The sequence below is a fragment of the Streptomyces sp. VNUA24 genome (assembly GCF_029167005.1).
Classification (GTDB): Bacteria; Actinomycetota; Actinomycetes; order Streptomycetales; family Streptomycetaceae; genus Streptomyces; species Streptomyces scabiei.
The window spans coordinates 5,559,156-5,578,651 of record NZ_CP119143.1 but is presented as its reverse complement, the minus strand read 5'-3'; the positions used below and the strand labels follow the sequence as shown (position 1 = coordinate 5,578,651).

Here is a 19,496-nt window from a genome sequence, read left to right as displayed (position 1 = left end):
GGGTCGATGGGTCGGTGGGTCGGTCACGACGGCGGCCCGTAGGCCGCGACCATCACACCGAGGGCCACCCGGCTCACGTCCTGGCCCTTGGCATCCGTGGAGTTGACGCTGTAGACGAGGGTGCGGGAGCCGTCCCGGGTGGAGGCGATGGCCGCGTTGTAGCCCCAGCGCCCGCCCGTCTTGCCCCACACCTCCCGCCCGCCGAGCACCTTCCTGGCGAGCCCGACGGCGTACTCGGCCGGCTTCCCGCTCGGGAACGCCGTCACCCGCGGCACCGTGAACATAGCCTCCAGCAGCGGCCCGCGCGGCACGACCCGCCCCCCGAACAGCGCGTCGGTGAACCGCTCCAGGTCCGCCGCGGTCGAGACGAGGTCCCCGGCCGCCCATCCGTCGGTCACCCCCCACACGGACACGTCCCGCAGCCCGGTCGTCCCGTCGTCCAGCGTCATCCGCTGGTATCCGTGGTTGTGCGGGCCGGTGATCCGCGGATCGGCCCCGGGGGCGTACGTGTCCCGCAGCCCGAGCGGCTTCAGCACCCGCCGCGCCAGCTGCCGCTCGTAGGAGTCCCCGGTCACCCGCTCCACCAGCAGCCCGGCGATCGTGTAGCCGATGTTGAGGTAGTGCTGCCGCTCGCCCGGCGCGAACTCCCGCTCCTTCGACGTGGCCGAGCGCACCATCGCCTCGGGGTCGTGGACCAGGAAACGGTTCGCGTACCACTCCTCGACCGTCGACCCCGGGAAGTCGGCCGCCGGGATCCCGTGCGTGTGATCGAGCAACTGCCGGACGGTGACACCGCCGTACGAGGCCGGGATCAGGTCCGGCAGATAGGCGCGGACGCTCCGGTCGAGGTCGACCTTCCCCTCCGCCGCCAGCCCCAGCACCACGGCCGCCGTGAACACCTTGGTCACCGACCCCACCCGGAAGCGGGCGCGCGGATCGGCCGCCCGCCCGCTCGTCAGGTCGTGCACCCCCGAACTGCCCCGCCACACCCCGTCGGTGCCCCCGACCCGGACTAGCGCGGCGGTGGCGTCGGCGGCGGGCAGTCCGGCGACGGCGGCCTCCAGGGCGGCGGCCGTCGCGGGGTCCGTCCGCGCCGTGCCGGGGTTCCCGTGCGGCCGTGCGGTCGTGTTCACCGTGGCGCCCGGTGAGGGCGACGCGGCGGCCGGCAGGGCCGCCGGACCCGTCACCGTCCCCAGGACGCAGGCGGCGGCGAGCAGGGTGCGGGTGGCGCGCTTCATGAGCAACTCCGTTGAGATGAGCCGGTGTTCGCGACCGCTCGGTCGCTCTCGACGGCTCCATCCTGCTGACCCGCGACCCTGCGCGGATCGCCCGCGCAGGGGGTCTTCGACGGGCGGCCGCGGTCACTCCCTCGCCGACGCGGGGGAGGACCCGGGCCGGGAGACTCCCCCGGCCGGGGGAGCCGCGGCCCCGCGCGGCGGGTCCCCCGCCGCGATCAGACCCGTCTCGTACGCGCAGATCACCGCCTGGACGCGGTCCCGCAGCCCGAGCTTGGCGAGCACGTTGCCGACATGCGTCTTGACCGTGTGGTCGCTGACGACGAGTTCGGCGGCGATCTCCGCGTTGGACAGCCCCCGGGCCAGCAGCAACAGCGTCTCGCGCTCCCGCCCGGTCAGCACTTCGAGCCGGGGGTCGGGCCGCGCGGTCCTGGCGGCGGCGGGCGTCCGGGTGTACTGCTCCACCAGCCGCCGAGCCACGGACGGCGCGAGCAGCGAGTCGCCCCGCGCCACGACCCGTACGGCGTGCACGAGATCGTCCCGCCGGACGTCCTTCAGCAGGAACCCGCTCGCCCCCGCGTGCAGCGCCTCGTACACGTACTCGTCGGAGTCGAAGGTCGTGAGCATCACGACCCGGCAGACACCGCGGCCCCCGCCTCCGTCACCGCCCTGTCCGACGGCCCCGGCGCCGATCGCCCGGCATGCCTCGATCCCGTCCATCCGGGGCATCCGGACGTCGAGCAGCGCCACGTCGGCGCGGTGCCGCCGTACCGCCTCCACCGCCGCCGCCCCGTCACCCACCTCGGCGACCACATCGATGTCCGGCTGGACGTCGAGGATCAGCGCGAAGCCGCTGCGCACCAGTTCCTGGTCGTCGGCCACGACCACCCGGATCGTCATCTCCCCGCCTCCGCCGCCGCGCCCGCGAGGGGCGCCACCGGTATCCGCACGCGCACCACGAACCCCCGTCCGCCGGGTCCCGCCCCGGTCTCCGCCGTCCCCCCGTGCGCGGCCGCCCGCTCCCGCACACCGACGAGCCCGTGCCCGCCGACCTGCCCGGCGCGGGGCCCGCGCCCGTCGTCCGTCACCTCCACGCGCACCTCGTCCTCCCCGTACACCAGCCGCACGCGGACGGTACGGGCGTCCGCGTGCCGGACCGTGTTCGTCAGCGCCTCCTGCACGATCCGGAACACCGACGCCCCGGCGGCGGCCGGCAGCGGCCGCTCCCGCCCCACCACCTCGTGCACGACGTCCAGCCCACTGCCCCGCACCCGGTCGAGCAGCCCGGCCAGGTCCCCGGCCCCCGGCTGCGGTTCGCGGGGCACGCGCTCCTCCTCGGCCCCCTCGCGCAGCACGCCCAGCATCCGCCGCAGCTGGACCATGGCGTCCCGGCCGGCCTCGGAGATCGCGTCGAAGGCCGCCTCGGCCCGTTCCGGAGCCGTCCGCACCGCCACCGGCCCGGCCTCCGCCTGCACGATCATCAGGCTCACGGCATGGGACAGGATGTCGTGCATCTCGCGGGCGATCCGGGCCCGCTCCCGCGCGGCGGCGCGCTCGGCCTCGACGCGGTGCGCCCGCTGACGGGCGTCGGTCAGCCGTCCGAAGACGTAGGCCGCCGCGAAGACGAAGGCGGAGAAGGTCAGTTCACGTGCCGAGCGGCTGTTGAGACCCACCCCCACCGGCACCGCGACCAGCAGCAGCACTCCGGTGACCAGCCGCTTCCAGGGCGGCGAGAGCACGGCGACCGTGTAGACGATCACCAGCCCGCTGTACGGCAGCGGCTGTCCGGGCCCGTCCGGCGCCAGCCGGTAGACCAGGCTGGTCACCATGATCGCCAGCAGTACGGCGAGCGGGGCCCGGCGCCGCCACACCAGCGGCACCACGGTCAGCGTCGTCAGCCCGTACGCCGACCAGGTCGGCGCCGGCAGCCCGCCGGCCCGCGGCACCACGAACGGCATCGTCACCGCCGCCTGCACCAGCAGCGCGACCCCGCCGTCGACCACCCACGGATGGGCCTCCCCGAGCGCCCGCCCCCGCTCCCACCACCCGCGCGCCCCGCGCACACCCCGTAACCCCGTCACGACCCCACACCGTAACGGCGATCCCGGCGCACGACCCACCGTCGCCCCTTCGGGCCCTTCGGGCCCTTCGGGCCCTTCGGGCCCTTCGGGCCCTTCGGGCCCTTCGGGCGCGGGCGTGAGCTGTGTGAAGAAACCTGTACAACCGCGCACTGGCCCTTCCACGACGGCGAACGCGAGGATGGTCACCGGAGCCCGGGGAGCCCGAGGGGGCCTCATGAGGCCCGAGGGGGTAGCTGATGAGGTCGCGCTTACGCTGGGTCCCCGTCCGGGGAGAGCACGCCATGGTCGAACGCGACCAGCCCTACGCGGCCGTCCTGCTCAGGTTCGTCGTCCTGGTGGGCCTGCTGACCATGCCGGTGCTCGTCTTCCACTGGGGCGCCTGGTTCCCGTTCGCCGGCGCCGCCGGCTACCTGCTCTGGGAACTGGCCCGCACACACCGCGCCCTCGACGAACTCGCCCGCCACTGGAACGAGCGGCACGCGCGGGGACAGGAGCGGGAACCCCTGCGGCAGCCGTGACGGGCGGGAGCTGAACGGGGTCGGCCGGACGGATCAGGCGAACGGATCAGGCGAACGGATCAGGCGAACGCGTTCAGGAGGCGGGCGTCGGTGCCGGCGCCGTACTGCGCCGCCGTACGAGCCGTGTGGGCACCAGCGTCGTCCCGTGCCCGGCCGCCCCTTCCTCCGCGCCCTCCCGCATCTTGCTGAGCACACCCCGCACGCACAGCCGTCCCACCTCGGCGAAGTCCTGGTGGACGGTGGTGAGGGGCGGCAGGAAGGACGCGGCCTCCGGGATGTCGTCGAAGCCGACGACGCTGACGTCCTCGGGGACCCGGCGCCCGCGCTCGTCCAGGGCGCGCAGCAGCCCGAGGGCCATCTGGTCGTTGGCGACGAACACGGCCGTGCAGTCCGCCTGTTCGGCGATCCGCAGCCCGGCCCGGTACCCCGACTCCGCCGACCAGTCGCCCCGCACCAGTGGCGGCGCCGGGCGCCCGGCCTCCTCCAGCGTGGCGCGCCAGGCGTTGGCCCGCCGCTGCGCCGCGAAGGAGTCCTCGGGCCCGGCCAGATGCCACACCGTCCCGTGCCCCAGCTCCAGCAGATGCCGTACGGCGTCCCGCGCGCCGCCCGCCTGGTCGGTGTCGACGACGGTGTACCGGTCCCCGGCGTCCGAGTCCGCCACCACGACCTGCACGCCGGGCGGCACCGACACGGTCGCCGCGTCGAGCAGATGGACCTCCATGATGACGATGACGGCGTCCACGGCCAGCTCCCCGAGCCGGGAGAACGCCCCGTTCACCTCGTCCTGCGTCGGCACGGCGACGGGCAGCAGCGTGACCGCGTACCCCTCGCGCGCGGCGGAGGTGGCGATCGCGTCGAGGGTGCGGATGTTGCCCAGGGTGGAGAGGGAGAAGGTGATCACGCCGAGCGTCCGGAACTCCCCGCGCCGCAGCGCCCGCGCGGCGCTGTTGGGCCGGTACCCCAGCTCCCGCATCGCGGCGAGGACCTGGCGCCGGGTGTCCTCGTTGACCCCGGCGAACCCGTTGGACACCCGGGAGACGGTCTGCGACGAGACACCGGCGAGCCGTGCGACGTCCCCCATCGAGGGCCCCTGCCGGGGCCGGGCGGAGCGTCTCCTCGTGCTACGACCGTCGGTCGCGTCCACCTGATCTCCCCCGACTCTTCCGTGGTTCTCTGCCCGGTTCCGTACCCGAATGTCTGCCCGCTGTTCCGGCCCTCGCGCCCCATCCGGCACACCTGGAACGCCGTGTCGATCTCTTACGCATCCTTGACCGCCGCGATTCGGACAGTGTAGACATCCGCCTCAGTGGATGTTTACGTAAACATCCACTGACGGAAACCCACAGGCAAACCCTGCGAGAGCGCGCCGAACCGCTCCGTATCCGCTGGAACAGCTACAGAACGCACGCCTCGCACGCACCGCACCACGCTGAACGCCGGCCCCTTTCTCCGTGTCTCGCCGGGACGTGACACACGGAAGAGTTGGAGTACTCGAATGGCACACCGCACCCGTACGAGACGGCTCTTCGGGGCCATCGGCGTCACGGCCCTGGCCACCGGAACGGTCATGGCCACGACCTCCCTGCCGATGGCGCACGCCGACACGGCCGCCGTCGCCTCGGTCACGGTCCGCCCCGACCCCTCCTACAAGGCCGACGGCTTCGAGGGCTGGGGCACCAGCCTGGTGTGGTTCGCCAACGCCACCGGCGACTACCCCCCGGCGATCCGCGAGAAGCTCGCCGACCTGCTCTTCGGCAAGGACGGCCTCGACCTCAACATCGCCCGCTACAACATCGGCGGCGGCAACGCCCCCGACGTCAAGGACTACCTGCGGGCCGGCGGCGCCGTCGAGGGCTGGTGGAAGGCCCCGGCGGGCACCACCCGCACGGACGTCGACTGGTGGGACGCCGACGACAAGAACGACTGGAACAAGGACGCGGACGCCACCCAGCGCTGGTGGGTCGACCGCATCAAGAACGACATCGACCACTGGGAGACGTTCAGCAACTCCCCGCCGTGGTTCATGACGGAGAGCGGCTACGTCTCCGGCGGCTTCGACTCCACCAAGGACCAGCTGAAGGCCGACTCGGTCGACGACTTCGCCAAGTACCTGGTCGGTGCCACCGAGCGCCTGGAGAAGGCGCACCACATCAAGGTCGACACCCTCGACCCCTTCAACGAGCCCAACACCAACTACTGGGGAACCAAGCTCGGCGCGGACGGCCGGCCGACCGGCGGCCGCCAGGAGGGCGCCCACATCGGCCCGGAGCTGCAGCAGAAGGTCATCAAGGCGCTCGCCCCGGTGCTGAAGAAGTCCCGTTCGGACGCGGAGATCTCCGCGATGGACGAGACCAACCCGTCCATCTTCGCCACGAACTGGAACTCCTACCCCAAGGAGGTCCGCGACCTCGTCGGCCAGATGAACGTCCACACCTACGGCACCGGCCAGCGCACCATGGTCCGTGACCTCGCCAAGGCCGCCGACAAGCCGCTGTGGATGAGCGAGGTCGAGGGCGACTGGGGCGACGGCCAGAGCTTCACCGACATGCGCCCGGGGCTGGGCCTCGCCCAGCAGATCGTCAACGACCTGCGCGAACTGGAGCCCCAGGCCTGGGTGTTCTGGCAGCCGGTCGAGGACTACGACAACATGAAGCCGGGCGGCGAGTCCGCGAAGGGCGGCAACTGGGGCTCCATCCAGCTGTCGTTCTCCTGCAAGTCGTCGGACACGCTGAAGTCGTGCCCCATCTACACGAACACCAAGTTCGACACGGCCCGCAACTTCACGCACTACATCAAGCCGGGCGACCGCCTCATCAAGACCGACGACACGTCGAGCACGGCCGCGGTCGCGAAGAAGGGCAAGAAGGCGACGGTCGTCCACGTCAACAGCACGACGGCCCCGCGCGCGGTGACGCTGGACCTCTCGCGCTTCGGTGACGTCGGCAAGCACGCGCGGGTCACCCCGGTGGTGACGGACGCCTCCGGCAAGCTGGTCCGCCAGAAGGCCGTGGACGTCCGCGACAAGAAGGCCACGATCACGGTCCCGGCCCAGTCGGTGACGTCGTTCCTGATCAGCCACGTCTCGGGTGTGGCCGCCTCCGCCGCCGAGCTGCAGGACGACCACACCTACACCCTGACCGGTGTGCAGAGCAGCAAGAACCTCGCCCTCGCCGCCGACGGCAAAAGCCTGGTCATCAAGAACCCGAACGCCGCCACGGCCGCCCAGCGGTGGACCCTGGACCGCGTCGGCACCGGCCCGACGGGCAACCGCACCCGCTACGTCCTGACCGAGGCGGCCTCCCACAAGCGCCTGGCGGTCCGGGGCGGCTCCCTGGTCGCCGAACCGGACACGGGCGCCCGTGACACCGCCACCCAGTGGATCCTCTCCACCACGGGCGACTCCACCTGGACCCTGGTCAACACGGCCACCGGCCAGCTCGCCGACGTCGGCGGCCAGGCCACGAACGACGGCGCGGGCGTGGGCCTGTGGATCCCCAACTCGGGCACCAACCAGCGCTGGAAGCTGACGGACGTGACGCCGGCGTCGTAGCCCCCGACAGCAGCGACCGGGACCCGCGTCCACGGCCCGAGAGGAAGCCCCAGGCATCGCCCTGGGGCTTCTTCGCGCGCCCGTGCCCTGGGCGGCGTGGCGCGTTCGCGCCGGGCGGGCTCTGCTTGAATCGCCCCATGCTTCCCACCGACGCACCGGACGAGCCCCGGCCGACCGGGGAGTTCGCCGTCTTCCTCGGCGGGGCGTCGGTGGCGTGCTGGTTCTGCTGTCCGTTCTGGATCCTCGTCTCCGTGGCCGCCCTGCCCCTGGCCCTCACCGGCCTCGCACGGGCCGGAATCGAGTACCGGGCGTCGGCACAGGGCCGGACGAACAGGTCACGAGCCGTCGCGGGCGGCGCACTGTCCCTGCTGGGAGCAGCCGCGGCGGCCACCTACCTGATCTTCACGGCCACCCACCCGGACCTTCTGATCCAGGAGTAGCGGCTCTGCCTGGCAGTGGTTCCGCCATGGCATCTTCAATGCCATGGCGAGAGGCAGGGGAGACGGCGCGGAGTTTCCGTCCGGTGACGGGCCGAGCAGCGGCATCCCGGTCACGTTGACGGCCGGCACGTTGCGGGCGATCCGTGAGCGGGTCGGCAGGCGGGGAGTATCGGCGTACCGGGAGAAGGCGGCGCAGCGACAGATCGAGCGAGACGGTCTCGACGAGCTGATCGCAGGCTTCGAAGAGGTGCACGGGCCCGCCGGGCCCGAGGCGGTTGTGGCGAAGAGGGCGCGACTCACCGGGGATGGCGCCGAGCTGGAAGCCGCCGAGTGAGTGGTGCGCTGGTGCCGGTCGTGGCGTCGAAACGAGGCCGCGCCGGGTTCACCGGCCATGCCCGAGTACTACCCATGCGCTGGGGCATGGTGAGTGGGGAACCTGGAATCGTCACGGCGGCCAACGGTTGCGGCGGTTGCCGCGAACGATGACTGAGTCCGGGGAGGACTACGGTCGGCGGTAGGCGGCGGGGTCGGTTCCGGGCAGCGGGGTCCGGGACATGGCCACGTAACACGGGTACTCGGGGTCGCCGGCTTCCACTAGCGCGAACAGATCGACGTCGTGCCGGGCGAAGCGGTGGAGGTACTGGACGAACAGTTCCAGCTCCGCGTCGGTGAGCGGCTCGTCATGTCGGTCGTTTCGCACATCCTTACCCTATGGCTGGGCCACCCTGCCGGGTTGAGGCCCGGCTGCCCGCGGATACCCGCTGCCCGGACCCTCCGCGCGCAAACCCTGTCGGCACCCACCTTGTTCTTCACTCTCCGAAGGCGCGGATGCCCTACCGTCGTGTCCCTGAAGCGCATGCCGGGGGGACCATGGCGTACAGGATGACCGACGACTACGCGTCCACCATGGTGACCGTCATCCCCGTCATCCTGGTCGTCGCCACCGTCGAGTTCCAGGCACTCTGGAACCGCGAACCGAGGCCGCCAGCAGGAGAGGGCGCCACGGGACGCGTGGCATGGGACACCGTTCTCCTGGTGATGTGGAACGGCCTCATCGTCAGCCACGCTGTCGTCGAGGTGAAGCTGATCATGTGGCTCGCCACCACGGAGCGGCCGGAGTCACCCGAACTTGCCTGGGCGGTCGCGTTCGTCGCGTGGCTCGGTCTCGCGTGCGTGGCGGTACTGACCGCCCTGCTCACGCTCGGCGCCGTCCTCCGTGTGCACGTCGCGATGTTCAAGGACTTGGTGCGAGACAGGAAGCGGCATCCCAGGACAGGCAGCCGACCGACCCCGGGCCCGCCGCAGCGGCGCATGCGACCGAGCAACCCCGCTCACCGCTCGGTTCGCGGTCCTCGTCGTGTGTCGCGCACGAGGCGCGATGCGACACCGCCGTTGTAGACCCCGTCGTGCTCGCCCACCACGCCCTGTTCACCTGCGGCGCCGCGACCGGCCCGGCAGGCCGAGGGAGGGGCGTGCCGGGCCGGTTGATGAGTCGCCCGCGCTGTACGACCTCTACGCGGACCCCAGGGAACGCGACACCCGGGGCGAGATCTGAACCGGCCGGCGGCAGTCCGGCCCGGTCGGAGGTGCGGGTTCCCCGTCGAGGGCGCGGCAGAGTGAGGCGTGGAGATGTTCGGCTTCGGAGAGGGTGAGGGTCAGGTCGGTGTCCGTGGTGCGGCCGTCGGCCAGGGACAGGCGGAGGGGTACGGCGAGGCGGTCGTCGTCCGTGCGGCGTACGGGACGGCCCGGTGTGCGCTTGACGGTCCAGCTCATGCTGATGTCGTCCTTCCGATGCGCGCGAGGCGGTACGTCCCCCACAACTCCCGTCCGTCCTCGCAGCCGTCCTGAGCCCTGGGAACGCCCCTGCATCCGTCGGCGCACCTGCGGGTGTGCTCGAACCACAGTCGGTAGGCGCGCAGCATGGGGACCTCGGTGCACGGTTCTGCGGGCTGACGGCTCCGTACGTCGGTCATCGACACGCCTCCTCTGCCAACCGCGCCGCCGCCCGAGCGCGTTGACGTACCTCGGGCCGGAGAAGGTAGATGCCCACGAGAGTGCTGGTGATGTCGTCGGCGGAGATGGGCGGGGGTGCGCCGGGCGTCCAGGGGCGTGGGGCTCTGCGGCGCCGGGCGCTCGCGAGGAACGCCGCCCACATTTCGGGTGACGGGTGAGGTGTGGCCGAGCCCGGGACAGGTTGCGAGGGAGCCGTGCCGCAGGCTGTGCGACCGGCTTCGGGTCGGCCGAAGAGCATCGCCCTCACCCATGTGAGTGCGCGTGATACAAGGTGCATTGTCGGTCTCCTGGTCAGATCGGCCATGCCCCGGGGCCGTGTCAGCGGTCGCCGGGGCCTACTTGTTCGGCTTGTCGATGACGAGCGCCCACAGACGGTCCCCCTCGCCGGTGCGCCCATGCCCGTACGCATCCGCGTCGGCGATGGCGGCCAGAACCGCCGTACGCGTGGTCTCGCTCAGCTCGCGGGGCAGGTCCACTTCCAGTCGGACACCGTCCGGAACCTCCTCGCGACGCACATCAACTCCCGTGGCTTCGGCCAGTCGTGCGGCAATGCTTTCGACCTGGGGGCGCACGAGGCTCCTGAGTAAGTGTACGGTCACTGAGCGTGCTTCTACTTCAGTAGCTTCCACCTGATGCAGTAGCTTGTCAATGTCGCCGTCAACCGCACCACCAGCCCTGCGCACGCGGGGCAGCAGGAGAGCCGTATGCCGCGAGAGGCCCCGTACCTCGAAGTCGCGGACGACCTGCGCCGCCGGGTACGGGCGGGCGAGTGGGCCGTCGGCGAACGCCTGCCCTCACGAGCGCAACTCGCCGAGGCGTACGGCGTAGGCCGCAACGTCACCCAACGCGCCATGGAGCGCCTGATCATCGAGGGCGTCCTGGAAGGGCGGGCGGGGTCCGGGACGTACGTCCGCGCTCCGCGTGAGCGGCTGCGCATGATCCGGTCCCGGCACCGCGAACACCGCGGCGGGTCACCGTTCCGCGCCGACATGAAGGAGCAGGGGCGGCGCGGTACTTGGGAGTCCCACAGCCAGGCTCGCGTGCCTGCTCCGGAACACATCGCCGAGCGCCTCGCCATCGATCCGGGCGACCCCTGTGTCGTAAGCCGTTACGAGTTCCTGGCCGACGGCAATTCTGTTCAGCTGTCCGAGTCGTGGGAGCCGATGGCCGTCACCGACGGCACACCGATCGTCCTCCCCGAGATGGGTCCGCTCGCCGGCGCGGGTGTCGTGGAGCGCATGCGTTCGATCGGGGTGGCCGTCGAGACCGCCGTGGAGGTTCCGCGTCCTGGCCGGGCCACCCAGGAAGAGGCCAACCTGCTGGGGATCAGCGTCGGTGAGCTGCTGACCCGCATCGAGCGCACGTACTACGACAGCGGCGGACGCCCCGTCGAGACGGCCGACATCACGGTGCCGGACGTGCGCTGGGAGATCGCCTACGAGATCCCGATCGACTGAGACGGGCGCGGGACAGGGGATGCGCCACCCGAGCCACCATCCGCGCCCCTATGTAGATCGATGAAGGCGCGGTGCTCAGAAAGGCGCTCCCCGCCTCCCTCCGACTGTCGTCCGCGGCGCTGCGATCGCACCGGCCGGGCGTGGTCGAAGTGTGGAGTAACGTGAACGGCGCTCGGCGATGCCGGCATTCGTGCCGGATGTCTTCGCGCCGGCACCGCGCAAGGACCGGCGGGCGACACACACGAGCCCGGCTTCTGTCGCGCACCCCCTGCTCAGAATTCCCAGTCCAGCCGTCCCTCGTCGCTGACGATGCGTGTATAGCGGTCCAGAGGTTCGCCGGTCTCCAACGCGGTGGCGGTCATGTCCAACAGGGCGGGCAAGGACGCCCACATCGCGTGCGGCGGGAAGTGACAACCCTCCTCGTGGAAGGCATCGCCTACTCGGCCGCTGTACCGCGTCGGGCGCTGGTCGATCACCAGCTCGTCACCGCCGCCGTTCTCCGCGAAGGGAATCCACTGCCTATGCCACCATGGCCCGTACTCGGCCTCGGCGTCGCCGTCTTGGGTGTCGCCGAAGATCGAGGCGTGGATCTCGGTCCGCATCGTCCAGGTCTCCAGGATGTCGTGCGTGCTCAGAGGCATCCAGAACGGTGGCAGGAGAACGGCATGGTTCGTTCCGTCATGCCGTAGAAGCGATTCTGTCAGTGGGTCAGGAAAGGTCAGTCCGATCGCCTTCTCAGCCGCCGTGATCGCGGCGGGCTCGGCCGGAGGCGCCAACTTTGCGTAGGTGTACGGCGCGTTCGCCGCGAGCCATGTCTCCATGCGGTACCAGGAGTCGTCCATGGATAAAGTCATGTGGCGGATCCTGTCAGTCAGCACTGACAACACCGGCGCATACCCGACGTTGCTGCGGCAGCGTCGCTCCGACGCTGATATGGGCGCGGCGAACCCTGGCGTGTGGCGCCGAAAGAGACGTGTAACCCCCTGCCTCTGCACGACAACTGAGGCTTCCCCGTGCACGCGACACAAGCGCACTCTGCTCGAAGAGGGTGGCGAGGATGGGTGGTAACGCCTGGAGTCACACGGGGCCGTACCAGTCTGATCTCGCGGCCGCTTTCCGGCGGGCGCAGGAAGAGACATTGGCGCGGGACGATCACGGTTTCGCGGGCCGGACCATCGAAGAACTGTGGCGGGACGAGAAGTGGCAGGAGTATGTGTTCACCGGCGGCACAGCCACTGTTCTGGACTTCCCGGCCTTGATCGATGCCACCGACACGGACGACGGTCCGTTCATGCGGCCGCTGACCGTTGAGGAGGTGTGTGCGTGGGCCCCTCACGGCCGCCCCATCTACGCCGAGTGGGACGACGCGCTCGACGCGGGGCGGCTGTCCTACCCCGACCGCGCCCAGGGACTTTGCACGGTGCTCCATGTCGACGGCCGGCCCTCACAGATCGGCTACTGGGGGGTCACGGCCGATTAGATCCGCAGTCAGGGCGAGGAGTCGTTGCGCGGTGCGGAGAAGTCGGCTCGAACCGTCGAGAGGCTTGCGTCGTGGCGAGGCTTCCCCGTACCCGGTGAACGTTCCACCTACCTCGGCCGTCCCCGTGGCATGAACACACAGCGAACGACTCTCATCTCCCTGATCCTGCTTCCGCTCGTGGCGGCGTGCGGCAGCGAGACGAACAGCGGATCAGTCGGCTCGGTCTCCTCGAAGCAATCCACCATTTCGAACTCCACGGCCTCCGTCACCGGTGTCCGCTGGTCCGTCGACAGTCTCACCGTCGCCGGCAGGCGCACGGTGGCGCCCGACGAAGCGCTGCTGGAGATCGGCGAGGACGGCGCGGTCGACGGCACCCTTGGCTGCAACGACTTCCACGCCACCGCGGAAACGACCGCGGGCGCCCTCGTGTTCACCGACGCGGGCTTGACCGAGATGGCCTGCGAGAAGGAGGTCATGGCCTTCGAGGACTCGCTGTGGGGCACCCTCACCGGGGGCCGGCTGAAGACCCGGGTGGACGGCCGCAAGTTGAGCCTGACCACCGACGGCGGCGACATGGTCAGGCTCAGCAAGGCGGAGGAAGCGCAACCGTACGGCACCACATGGACGGTCGACGCCCTCGTCGACGACAACGCGGCAAGTGCTCTCCCGTCCGGAGCCGAGGGCAAGGTGTGGTTCACGATCGACAGGAAGACCGGCAGGTTCACCGGCAGCCTCGGCTGCAACCGCGTCACCGCCCAGGCGACGGTACGGGACGGGCACCTCACACTCGCCCGTCTCGGCACCACCCAACGGATGTGCTCCGGCGAGGTCATGAAGACCGAACGGGCCTTGCAGAAACTGCTGCGGACGAAGCTCGCGTACGAAGTCAGCAGCGACAGCATCACGCTGACGGACACAGACGGCCGGGGACTCAGCGCAACGGCCGCGGACCCCAAGTTACTTCCCAGTGATCCTCCGGGCGAGGACGAGACGGTACGCCCGGCCCTGTCTCAGACCTTGATGACAGTGAGGCGGGAGCCGCACAGGGCGGTCAGGTCCTCGGGGTCCGAGGTGAGGACCGTCGTAGGGCCGGGGGCGGCGAGGGCGGTGGCGCCGAGTATGGCGTCGATGGCGTACTTGTGACCGTGCAGGCCCGCGTCGGCGAGGAGTACGGCGGCGTGATGGGCGATGGGCTCGGTGACCGGTTCGATGACGAGACGGGAGAGGGTCCATTCGAGGGCCGGGCGGTTGATCCGGGGGTGGATCACTTCCACGAGGGTGGCCGCGGAAGTGACCACCCGCAGATCATCGGCGCGGGCGAGAGCGAGCCAACCGGTGACGGTGCGGTCGCGGAGAACGGCCTTCGCCAGCCCTTCGCTGTCCAGGACCAGGGTGCCGCCGGGGGCGGCCGAGGAGCGGGTCATGCGGCGCTCGCACCTCCATGCGCCTGCCGCCGTCGGGCCTCGTGGAGCTGGTCGCGCAGGGCCTGGATCTCTCCGTCGGTGACGGGCCCGTGCTCGGCCTCGGCGACCTGGATGAGCTCGTTGAGATTGTCCCGCTCGATTTGGCGTGCGACGGCGGCGGCGACATAGGCGGACAGGCCGGAGGGGCCGCTGCGGGCTTTGGCCGCCTCGGCGATGTCGCGCGGCATGGTGATCGAGTACTTGCCGGTAGGGTCGCTCATGCTACCTATCCTACCTCCGATCCTCTTCGTCCTGTATCGAAGCCCTACATGTCCCGCCATATGCGCCGCGCAGAGCACCGGCCCATCGGATCTCGAACCACTCTGACCTGCACGAACCTTGTGACAGGGGCGCGGCTGCTGCTTCACTGTGGCGATCTACGGGCCGTGCGGCAGGTCCGGCGTCTCCGCTGCTGTCGTGCCGTCATCCAGGAAGCGGGGGCATGAACGATTCAGCGCTGATCACGACCGGCCTGCCGGTCGCGCTCGCCATCATCATGTTCGGGCTCGGGCTCTCGCTCACGACGGCCGACTTCCGGCGTGTGGCCCGTTCGCCGAAGGCGGTCGCGTTCGCGCTGACCGTGCAGATCGCCGTGCTGCCGCTGCTCGCCTTCGGGCTGGTCGTCGCCTTCGACGTGGACCCGCTGCTCGCCGTGGGCGTGATGCTGCTGGCCGCGTCCCCGGGCGGCACCACCGCCAACCTCTTCAGCCATCTGTTCCGCGGCGACGTGGCGTTCAACATCACCCTCACGGCCATCAACTCCGTGCTGGCGGCCGTCACCATCCCCCTCATCACCAACCTGGCCATCACCTACTTCGACGTCGAGGGCGATCTGGGGCTGCAGTTCGGCAAGGTGCTGCAGGTGATCGCCCTCGTGCTCGTCCCGGTCGCCCTCGGCATGCTCGTCCGCACGCGTTCCCCGGAGTTCGCCGCCCGCGCGGACCGTCCGGTCCGGGTGTTCTCGATCGCCGTCCTGGTCGCGGTGTCCCTGGGGGCGCTGCTGGGAGAGCGGGAGAACCTCGCGGACTACCTCCGCCAAGTCGGCCTGGTCACCGGCCTGTTCTGTCTGGCGAGCCTCGGTATCGGCTACGGCGGCGCCAAGCTCCTTCGCCTGAACGAGCCCCAGGCCGTGGCCAGCGCCATGGAGGTGGGGATCCACAACACCACGGTCGCCCTCACCATCGCCCTGAGCATTCTCGACAGCACCGAGGTGGCGGTTCCCAGCGCTGTCTACTCGGTCCTCATGTACATACTGGCGACGGCCTTCGGCTACGCCATCACCCGGACGCGCGCGAAGCATCCCTCGACGGCGAGCTGAGCCCGTGAGCACGGACGGAGAGGGAGGGGCGGCCGTGACGACCATCGCGGTGACCGGACACCTGGACCTGACCGACGGCACCGTCCCCCTCGTGCGGGCGGCCCTGGACACGCTGCTCAGGCCGTACGCCGTCGACGGTCGGCTCGTCGGGGTGTCCTGCGTCGCCAAGGGGGCCGACACCCTGTTCGCCGAGGCCGTGCTCGCGCTCGGGGGACGGCTGGTCGTCGTCACACCGTCGCGGGACTACCGCCGCAACACCGTCGAGGCCGAGCACGGCGCGTCCTACGACCGGCTCGTCGGGGCCGCCGCGGAGGTCGTCGCGCTTCCCTACGAGACGGCCGGACGGCAGGCGTACGAGGCCGCCAACGCGGTACTCGTCGCCCGGGCGGACCGTCTCGTCGCCGTGTGGGACGGCGCACCGCCCACCGGCAACGGCGGCGGCACCGCCGACGCCGTCCTCGACGCGCGGGCGGCCGGCGTCCCCGTGGACGTGGTGTGGCCGGACGGGGCCGCCCGACGCGGGTGAGGCGTGCTGCGGATCGCACGGCTGTGCGAGACCGTGGAGTGAGGCGGGGTCCGCGAGCGCACGGATCCCGGACGGAAGGAGACCCCCATGGAGTCGACGCGGCCTTCGGACACGCGGGCCACCGACACGCGGGACGACGGCGGTTTCGGTCCGTTCCTCACCGCGTGGGACCGGGCGCACCCCGCACCCGTCACCGACCCCGACTGGCGGCATCTGCTGGACGAGATGGTGCACCCCGGTACCACCCGGGCGTTCCACCGGCTGGCCGAGGCCAGGACGGTGGCCTGAGGCCACCGCCCCGGCGTACGGCCCCTTCAACCAACGACGGCTCAGCCGCTCGTCGTCAGCACCACCAGCCGCTGGGTCGCCCGCGTCATCGCGACATAGTGGTCCACCGCCCCCTCGATGCCCTCGCCGAAGTCCTCCGGGTCGATGAGGACGACCAGGTCGAATTCGAGGCCCTTCGACAGTTCCGGGGTCAGGGACCGGACCCGGGGCGTCGCCGGGACTCTGCGCGGCGAGCCCGGGGCCGCGATGACGCAGGCGATGCCGTCGTCGTGGGCGGCCAGCCACGTCGCCAGGGTCTCCTCCAGGGCCGAGACGGGGCCGTGGACGACCGGGACGCCGCCGCTGCGGATCGAGGTCGGCACGTTCGCGTCCGGAAGCACGGCCCGGATCACCGGCTCCGCCTCCGCCATGATCTCCTCCGGCGTCCGGTAGTTGACCGTCAGGGACGCCTGCTCGACGCGGTCGAGGCCCACCCGCTTCAGACGCTCCTGCCAGGACTCCGTGAACCCGTGCCGGGCCTGGGCGCGGTCGCCGACGATCGTGAAGCTCCGGGACGGGCAGCGCCGCAGCAGCATCTGCCACTCCGCGTCCGTCAGCTCCTGCGCCTCGTCCACGACGACATGGGCGAACGGCCCCGCGAGCAGGTCGGGGTCCGCGGTGGACAGCTCGGAGTCGTCCACCAGGCTGACCTGCGCGTCCTCGCCCCGGAGCATGTTCACCAGGCCGATGCCCTCGTCCCCGTCGGCGCCGGAGTTGGCCACGGCCTCGATCAGGTTGTCGACGACCTGGCTCATGCGCTCACGCTGCGCGGCCAGGGTCGCCGCCTGCCGCCGCTTGCGGCGGGCCGTCTCCGGGTCGCCGAGGCGCTGCCGGGCCGCGTCGAGGAAGGGCAGGTCGGACGTCGTCCAGGCCCGGGGCTCGTCCCGCTGGAGGCACCGCACCTCCTCGCGGGTCAGCCAGGGCGCGCACAACCGGAGGTACGCCGGCACCGTCCACAGGTCCCCGACCAGGTCCGCCGCCTCCAGCAGGGGCCAGGCACGGTTGAAGGCCGCGACCAGGTCCCGGTTCTGCAGCAGGGCCCGGCGCAGCAGGGCGGGGGAGGGGGCGGCGGTGGTCTCCGGGTCGGGACCGGGGTCGGCCTCGGCCTCGTGCCGGTCCGTCAGGATCGTCAGCAGTTCCTCCCAGACCTGGTGCCGGGCCTCGTTGTGCGGGGTGCCGGGCTCCGCCGCGTCGAAGGCTGCGGCCCAGTCCTCGGGGCCCAGCCGGATGTCGGACCAAGGGGTGGTGACCGTCATGCCCTCGGTGGGGGGTTCCTCGTAGAAGCGGACGGCCTTCTCGATGCCGCCCACCAGCGCCGCCGACGCCTTCAGCCGCGCCACCTCCGGGTCGCTCTCCGTACCGGCCGCCGCCCCCTCGGCGACCAGGTCGCGCAGGATGCACGTCTGTACGCCCTCCTCGCCGAGGCTCGGGAGCACGTCGGCGACGTAGGAGAGGTACGGGCGGTGCGGGCCGACGAAGAGGACGCCGCCCCGGCGGTGGCCCAGCCGGGGGTCGGAGTGCAGGAGGTACGCCGAGCGGTGCAGGGCGACGACGGTCTTGCCGGTGCCGGGGCCGCCGTCCACGACCAGCGCGCCCCGGGAACCGGCGCGGATGATGGCGTCCTGGTCGGCCTGGATGGTGCCGAGGACGTCCCGCATGCGCTCGGACCGGTTGGTGCCGAGGCTGGCGATGAAGGCGGACTGGTCGTCGAGGGCGGCGGCGTGGTGGCCGGTGCGTCCGTCCAGCTCCTCGCGGGAGAAGACCTCGTCCCAGTAATCGCTGATCCGGCCGTTCGTCCACCGGTAGCGGCGGCGGCTCGTGAGGCCCATCGGGTTGGCGTGGGTCGCGCCGAAGAACGGCTCGGCGGCCGGGGAGCGCCAGTCGATCAGCAGTCGGCGCCCGGTCGCGCCGTCCGTGAGACCGAGACGGCCGATGTAGACGGGTTCGGGGTCGTCCGGGTTCACCATGTGGCCGAGGCACAGGTCCAGGCCGAAGCGGCGCAGGGTGCGCAGCCGGGCGGTGAGACGGTGGACCTCCGTGTCCCGGTCCATCGCGTGCCGGCCCATGCCGCCGGGAGCCCTGCGCGCGGCGTCCAGCTGGGCGGACACCTCGGCGATCGACCGGTCGAGACAGTCGGCCAGCGCCTCGAAGTACCGCTCGTCGGCCGCGATCAGCTCCGGGTCGGCCTTGGCGGAGAGACGGGCGGGAAGGTCGAACGCGCTGGGGCCGGTGGTCGGGGGGTTCATGTCAATCGCTCCGAACGCTTCGAATGCGGGGTCGCTTACGGCCATGGGTGCCGCCGGGTGCCGGCCGTGGGTTCTGCCGGGTGTCCTGCCTGCGGTGCTGCTGATTCTGCTGGTGACTGGTCCTCCTGGGGCCGTCTGTGGGGCCGTCTGTGGGGCGGGCCTGCCGGCCGGGCCTTCGCACGGGCCCGGCCGACGAGACTGCCGGCCGGGTCCGCGTGGTCGGTGGTGCGCGCTCGGTGTGCGCGCTCGGTCGTGGGTGAGGGGTGGCTCGCCGCGATGCCGTCGACACCGGCTCGGCCCGGAGATTCTGCGCCACCACGGGGGCCTTGCCGCAAGCCCCCCGGTGCGCTATAGGTTGAGAGTGGCAAGGAGAGCGTGACGTCCTTGCCTTTGCTTGTGTCCGGGCGCCATGGGCGCGCTGGCGCGTGGCGGACCTCGGAGTGCGACGGGCCGGCCGTGCACGGCCGGCGCTCCGGTGGGCTTCCCGCGCAGTTCCCCGCGCCCCTGGAAGTTCAGGCCATGCACGCCCCTGGGAACCGCGTCCGCGGGCCCCGGAGAGCCACGGTTCCGCGGGCCGAACAGTACGGGCCGCAAAAGGTACGGCGAGCCACAGCCCCCGCACCACCAGGGCCCTCGACCACGGCCACGGGTCCTGGACGACGGCCACGGGTCCTGGATCACGGTCACGGGTCCTGGACCACGGTCACGGGTCCTGGACGACGGTCACGTCCTGGATCACCGCCACGGGTCCTGGATCACGGTCACGGGTCCTGGATCACGGTCACGGGTCCTGGATCACGGCCACGGGTCCCGGACGACGGTCACGGGTCCCGGACTACCAC

At 71.4% G+C, this 19,496-nt stretch carries 22 protein-coding genes and 1 pseudogene; 11 read left to right on the top strand and 12 right to left on the bottom strand.

What is annotated here, in order from left to right:
* Positions 1–23: 23 nt before the first annotated feature.
* From PYR72_RS23785 to PYR72_RS23775, 3 genes are all read right to left on the bottom strand, one after another.
* Entirely contained in the window at positions 24–1,238 is a 1,215-nt protein-coding gene (locus PYR72_RS23785) for a serine hydrolase domain-containing protein (protein ID WP_275457195.1), read from the bottom strand.
* 123 nt (positions 1,239–1,361) lie between these two features.
* Entirely contained in the window at positions 1,362–2,135 is a 774-nt protein-coding gene (locus PYR72_RS23780) for a response regulator transcription factor (RefSeq protein WP_275457194.1), read from the bottom strand.
* The gene (locus PYR72_RS23775) at positions 2,132–3,316 is read right to left on the bottom strand and encodes a histidine kinase (RefSeq protein ID WP_275457193.1); all 1,185 of its coding nucleotides are present in this window, start codon (positions 3,314–3,316) and stop codon (positions 2,132–2,134) included. Before PYR72_RS23775 ends, PYR72_RS23780 begins: the two co-directional genes overlap by 4 nt.
* Positions 3,317–3,597: 281 nt before the next feature.
* Between PYR72_RS23775 and PYR72_RS23770 the strand changes: the two genes are divergently transcribed.
* Positions 3,598–3,834 carry a hypothetical protein gene (locus PYR72_RS23770; protein ID WP_275457192.1) on the top strand — a complete coding sequence of 79 codons (237 nt, stop codon included), beginning with the start codon at positions 3,598–3,600 and terminating at the stop codon, positions 3,832–3,834.
* 73 nt (positions 3,835–3,907) lie between these two features.
* On the opposite strand, the gene PYR72_RS23765 is transcribed toward PYR72_RS23770, so the two are convergent.
* Positions 3,908–4,915 (bottom strand): LacI family DNA-binding transcriptional regulator, encoded by a 1,008-nt coding sequence (locus PYR72_RS23765; protein ID WP_275457191.1) that lies wholly within the window; start codon positions 4,913–4,915, stop codon positions 3,908–3,910.
* A 414-nt stretch (positions 4,916–5,329) separates the two neighbouring features.
* Here PYR72_RS23765 and PYR72_RS23760 point away from each other — a divergent pair, with 414 nt between their 5' ends.
* The 3 genes from PYR72_RS23760 to PYR72_RS23750 all read left to right on the top strand — a co-directional run bounded on the left by PYR72_RS23760 (position 5,330) and on the right by PYR72_RS23750 (position 8,158).
* A complete protein-coding gene (locus PYR72_RS23760) occupies positions 5,330–7,384 on the top strand; it encodes an RICIN domain-containing protein (RefSeq protein WP_275457190.1) in 2,055 nt (684 codons plus the stop codon).
* Positions 7,385–7,521: 137 nt separating this feature from the next.
* The gene (locus PYR72_RS23755; RefSeq protein ID WP_275457189.1) at positions 7,522–7,824 is read left to right on the top strand and encodes a hypothetical protein; all 303 of its coding nucleotides are present in this window, start codon (positions 7,522–7,524) and stop codon (positions 7,822–7,824) included.
* Positions 7,825–7,867: 43 nt separating this feature from the next.
* Complete coding sequence (locus PYR72_RS23750) at positions 7,868–8,158, top strand: hypothetical protein (protein ID WP_275457188.1); 291 nt, start codon at positions 7,868–7,870, stop codon at positions 8,156–8,158.
* Between the two features lie 168 nt (positions 8,159–8,326).
* On the opposite strand, the gene PYR72_RS23745 is transcribed toward PYR72_RS23750, so the two are convergent.
* Entirely contained in the window at positions 8,327–8,524 is a 198-nt protein-coding gene (locus tag PYR72_RS23745; RefSeq protein WP_275457187.1) for a hypothetical protein, read from the bottom strand.
* Positions 8,525–8,706: 182 nt separating this feature from the next.
* Between PYR72_RS23745 and PYR72_RS23740 the strand changes: the two genes are divergently transcribed.
* Positions 8,707–9,222 carry a hypothetical protein gene (locus tag PYR72_RS23740; protein ID WP_275457186.1) on the top strand — a complete coding sequence of 172 codons (516 nt, stop codon included), beginning with the start codon at positions 8,707–8,709 and terminating at the stop codon, positions 9,220–9,222.
* A 114-nt stretch (positions 9,223–9,336) separates the two neighbouring features.
* On the opposite strand, the gene PYR72_RS23735 is transcribed toward PYR72_RS23740, so the two are convergent.
* The 3 genes from PYR72_RS23735 to PYR72_RS23725 form a co-directional block, all read right to left on the bottom strand.
* On the bottom strand, positions 9,337–9,597 hold the full coding sequence (locus PYR72_RS23735; protein WP_275457185.1) for a hypothetical protein: 261 nt from the start codon (positions 9,595–9,597) through the stop codon (positions 9,337–9,339).
* A complete protein-coding gene (locus PYR72_RS23730) occupies positions 9,594–9,797 on the bottom strand; it encodes a hypothetical protein (protein WP_275457184.1) in 204 nt (67 codons plus the stop codon). The genes PYR72_RS23735 and PYR72_RS23730 overlap by 4 nt, the downstream gene beginning before the upstream one ends.
* A gap of 375 nt (positions 9,798–10,172) precedes the next feature.
* Positions 10,173–10,409 carry a hypothetical protein gene (locus PYR72_RS23725; RefSeq protein WP_275457183.1) on the bottom strand — a complete coding sequence of 79 codons (237 nt, stop codon included), beginning with the start codon at positions 10,407–10,409 and terminating at the stop codon, positions 10,173–10,175.
* A 132-nt stretch (positions 10,410–10,541) separates the two neighbouring features.
* Here PYR72_RS23725 and PYR72_RS23720 point away from each other — a divergent pair, with 132 nt between their 5' ends.
* A complete protein-coding gene (locus PYR72_RS23720; RefSeq protein WP_275457182.1) occupies positions 10,542–11,294 on the top strand; it encodes a GntR family transcriptional regulator in 753 nt (250 codons plus the stop codon).
* Positions 11,295–11,566: 272 nt separating this feature from the next.
* On the opposite strand, the gene PYR72_RS23715 is transcribed toward PYR72_RS23720, so the two are convergent.
* Positions 11,567–12,136, bottom strand: a complete 570-nt coding sequence (locus PYR72_RS23715) for an SMI1/KNR4 family protein (RefSeq protein ID WP_275457181.1) — start codon at positions 12,134–12,136, stop codon at positions 11,567–11,569.
* A gap of 215 nt (positions 12,137–12,351) precedes the next feature.
* On the opposite strand from PYR72_RS23715, the gene PYR72_RS23710 reads away from it, so the two are divergent.
* Complete coding sequence (locus PYR72_RS23710) at positions 12,352–12,774, top strand: hypothetical protein (protein ID WP_275457180.1); 423 nt, start codon at positions 12,352–12,354, stop codon at positions 12,772–12,774.
* Positions 12,775–12,903: 129 nt separating this feature from the next.
* Positions 12,904–13,695, top strand: a pseudogene (locus PYR72_RS23705) (META domain-containing protein); the annotation flags it as partial.
* A gap of 89 nt (positions 13,696–13,784) precedes the next feature.
* On the opposite strand, the gene PYR72_RS23700 reads toward PYR72_RS23705, so the two are convergent.
* Both PYR72_RS23700 and PYR72_RS23695 read right to left on the bottom strand, forming a co-directional pair.
* Positions 13,785–14,198, bottom strand: a complete 414-nt coding sequence (locus tag PYR72_RS23700) for a DNA-binding protein (RefSeq protein WP_275457179.1) — start codon at positions 14,196–14,198, stop codon at positions 13,785–13,787.
* Positions 14,195–14,458 (bottom strand): CopG family transcriptional regulator, encoded by a 264-nt coding sequence (locus PYR72_RS23695; RefSeq protein WP_275457178.1) that lies wholly within the window; start codon positions 14,456–14,458, stop codon positions 14,195–14,197. Before PYR72_RS23695 ends, PYR72_RS23700 begins: the two co-directional genes overlap by 4 nt.
* 191 nt (positions 14,459–14,649) lie before the next feature.
* Here PYR72_RS23695 and PYR72_RS23690 point away from each other — a divergent pair, with 191 nt between their 5' ends.
* The 3 genes from PYR72_RS23690 (at position 14,650) to PYR72_RS23680 (ending at position 16,369) form a co-directional block, all read left to right on the top strand.
* Positions 14,650–15,555 (top strand): bile acid:sodium symporter family protein, encoded by a 906-nt coding sequence (locus PYR72_RS23690; RefSeq protein WP_275460499.1) that lies wholly within the window; start codon positions 14,650–14,652, stop codon positions 15,553–15,555.
* Between the two features lie 34 nt (positions 15,556–15,589).
* Positions 15,590–16,081 (top strand): hypothetical protein, encoded by a 492-nt coding sequence (locus tag PYR72_RS23685; RefSeq protein ID WP_275457177.1) that lies wholly within the window; start codon positions 15,590–15,592, stop codon positions 16,079–16,081.
* An 87-nt stretch (positions 16,082–16,168) separates the two neighbouring features.
* Entirely contained in the window at positions 16,169–16,369 is a 201-nt protein-coding gene (locus tag PYR72_RS23680; protein ID WP_275457176.1) for a hypothetical protein, read from the top strand.
* 41 nt (positions 16,370–16,410) lie between these two features.
* Here PYR72_RS23680 and helR read toward each other — a convergent pair whose 3' ends face one another.
* On the bottom strand, positions 16,411–18,654 hold the full coding sequence (helR, locus tag PYR72_RS23675) for an RNA polymerase recycling motor ATPase HelR (protein WP_275457175.1): 2,244 nt from the start codon (positions 18,652–18,654) through the stop codon (positions 16,411–16,413).
* Positions 18,655–19,496 lie beyond the last annotated feature (842 nt).

What these genes read in the sequence shown, in the direction of transcription:
- PYR72_RS23785 (WP_275457195.1), bottom strand. Translation starts at nt 1,238, where the DNA reads ATGAAGCGCGCCACCCGCACCCTGCTCGCCGCCGCCTGCGTCCTGGGG.
- PYR72_RS23780 (WP_275457194.1), bottom strand. Translation starts at nt 2,135, where the DNA reads ATGACGATCCGGGTGGTCGTGGCCGACGACCAGGAACTGGTGCGCAGC.
- PYR72_RS23770 (WP_275457192.1), top strand. Translation starts at nt 3,598, where the DNA reads ATGGTCGAACGCGACCAGCCCTACGCGGCCGTCCTGCTCAGGTTCGTC.
- PYR72_RS23765 (WP_275457191.1), bottom strand. Translation starts at nt 4,915, where the DNA reads ATGGGGGACGTCGCACGGCTCGCCGGTGTCTCGTCGCAGACCGTCTCC.
- PYR72_RS23760 (WP_275457190.1), top strand. Translation starts at nt 5,330, where the DNA reads ATGGCACACCGCACCCGTACGAGACGGCTCTTCGGGGCCATCGGCGTC.
- PYR72_RS23755 (WP_275457189.1), top strand. Translation starts at nt 7,522, where the DNA reads ATGCTTCCCACCGACGCACCGGACGAGCCCCGGCCGACCGGGGAGTTC.
- PYR72_RS23750 (WP_275457188.1), top strand. Translation starts at nt 7,868, where the DNA reads ATGGCGAGAGGCAGGGGAGACGGCGCGGAGTTTCCGTCCGGTGACGGG.
- PYR72_RS23740 (WP_275457186.1), top strand. Translation starts at nt 8,707, where the DNA reads ATGACCGACGACTACGCGTCCACCATGGTGACCGTCATCCCCGTCATC.
- PYR72_RS23735 (WP_275457185.1), bottom strand. Translation starts at nt 9,597, where the DNA reads ATGAGCTGGACCGTCAAGCGCACACCGGGCCGTCCCGTACGCCGCACG.
- PYR72_RS23730 (WP_275457184.1), bottom strand. Translation starts at nt 9,797, where the DNA reads ATGACCGACGTACGGAGCCGTCAGCCCGCAGAACCGTGCACCGAGGTC.
- PYR72_RS23720 (WP_275457182.1), top strand. Translation starts at nt 10,542, where the DNA reads ATGCCGCGAGAGGCCCCGTACCTCGAAGTCGCGGACGACCTGCGCCGC.
- PYR72_RS23715 (WP_275457181.1), bottom strand. Translation starts at nt 12,136, where the DNA reads ATGGACGACTCCTGGTACCGCATGGAGACATGGCTCGCGGCGAACGCG.
- PYR72_RS23710 (WP_275457180.1), top strand. Translation starts at nt 12,352, where the DNA reads ATGGGTGGTAACGCCTGGAGTCACACGGGGCCGTACCAGTCTGATCTC.
- PYR72_RS23700 (WP_275457179.1), bottom strand. Translation starts at nt 14,198, where the DNA reads ATGACCCGCTCCTCGGCCGCCCCCGGCGGCACCCTGGTCCTGGACAGC.
- PYR72_RS23695 (WP_275457178.1), bottom strand. Translation starts at nt 14,458, where the DNA reads ATGAGCGACCCTACCGGCAAGTACTCGATCACCATGCCGCGCGACATC.
- PYR72_RS23680 (WP_275457176.1), top strand. Translation starts at nt 16,169, where the DNA reads ATGGAGTCGACGCGGCCTTCGGACACGCGGGCCACCGACACGCGGGAC.
- helR (WP_275457175.1), bottom strand. Translation starts at nt 18,654, where the DNA reads ATGAACCCCCCGACCACCGGCCCCAGCGCGTTCGACCTTCCCGCCCGT.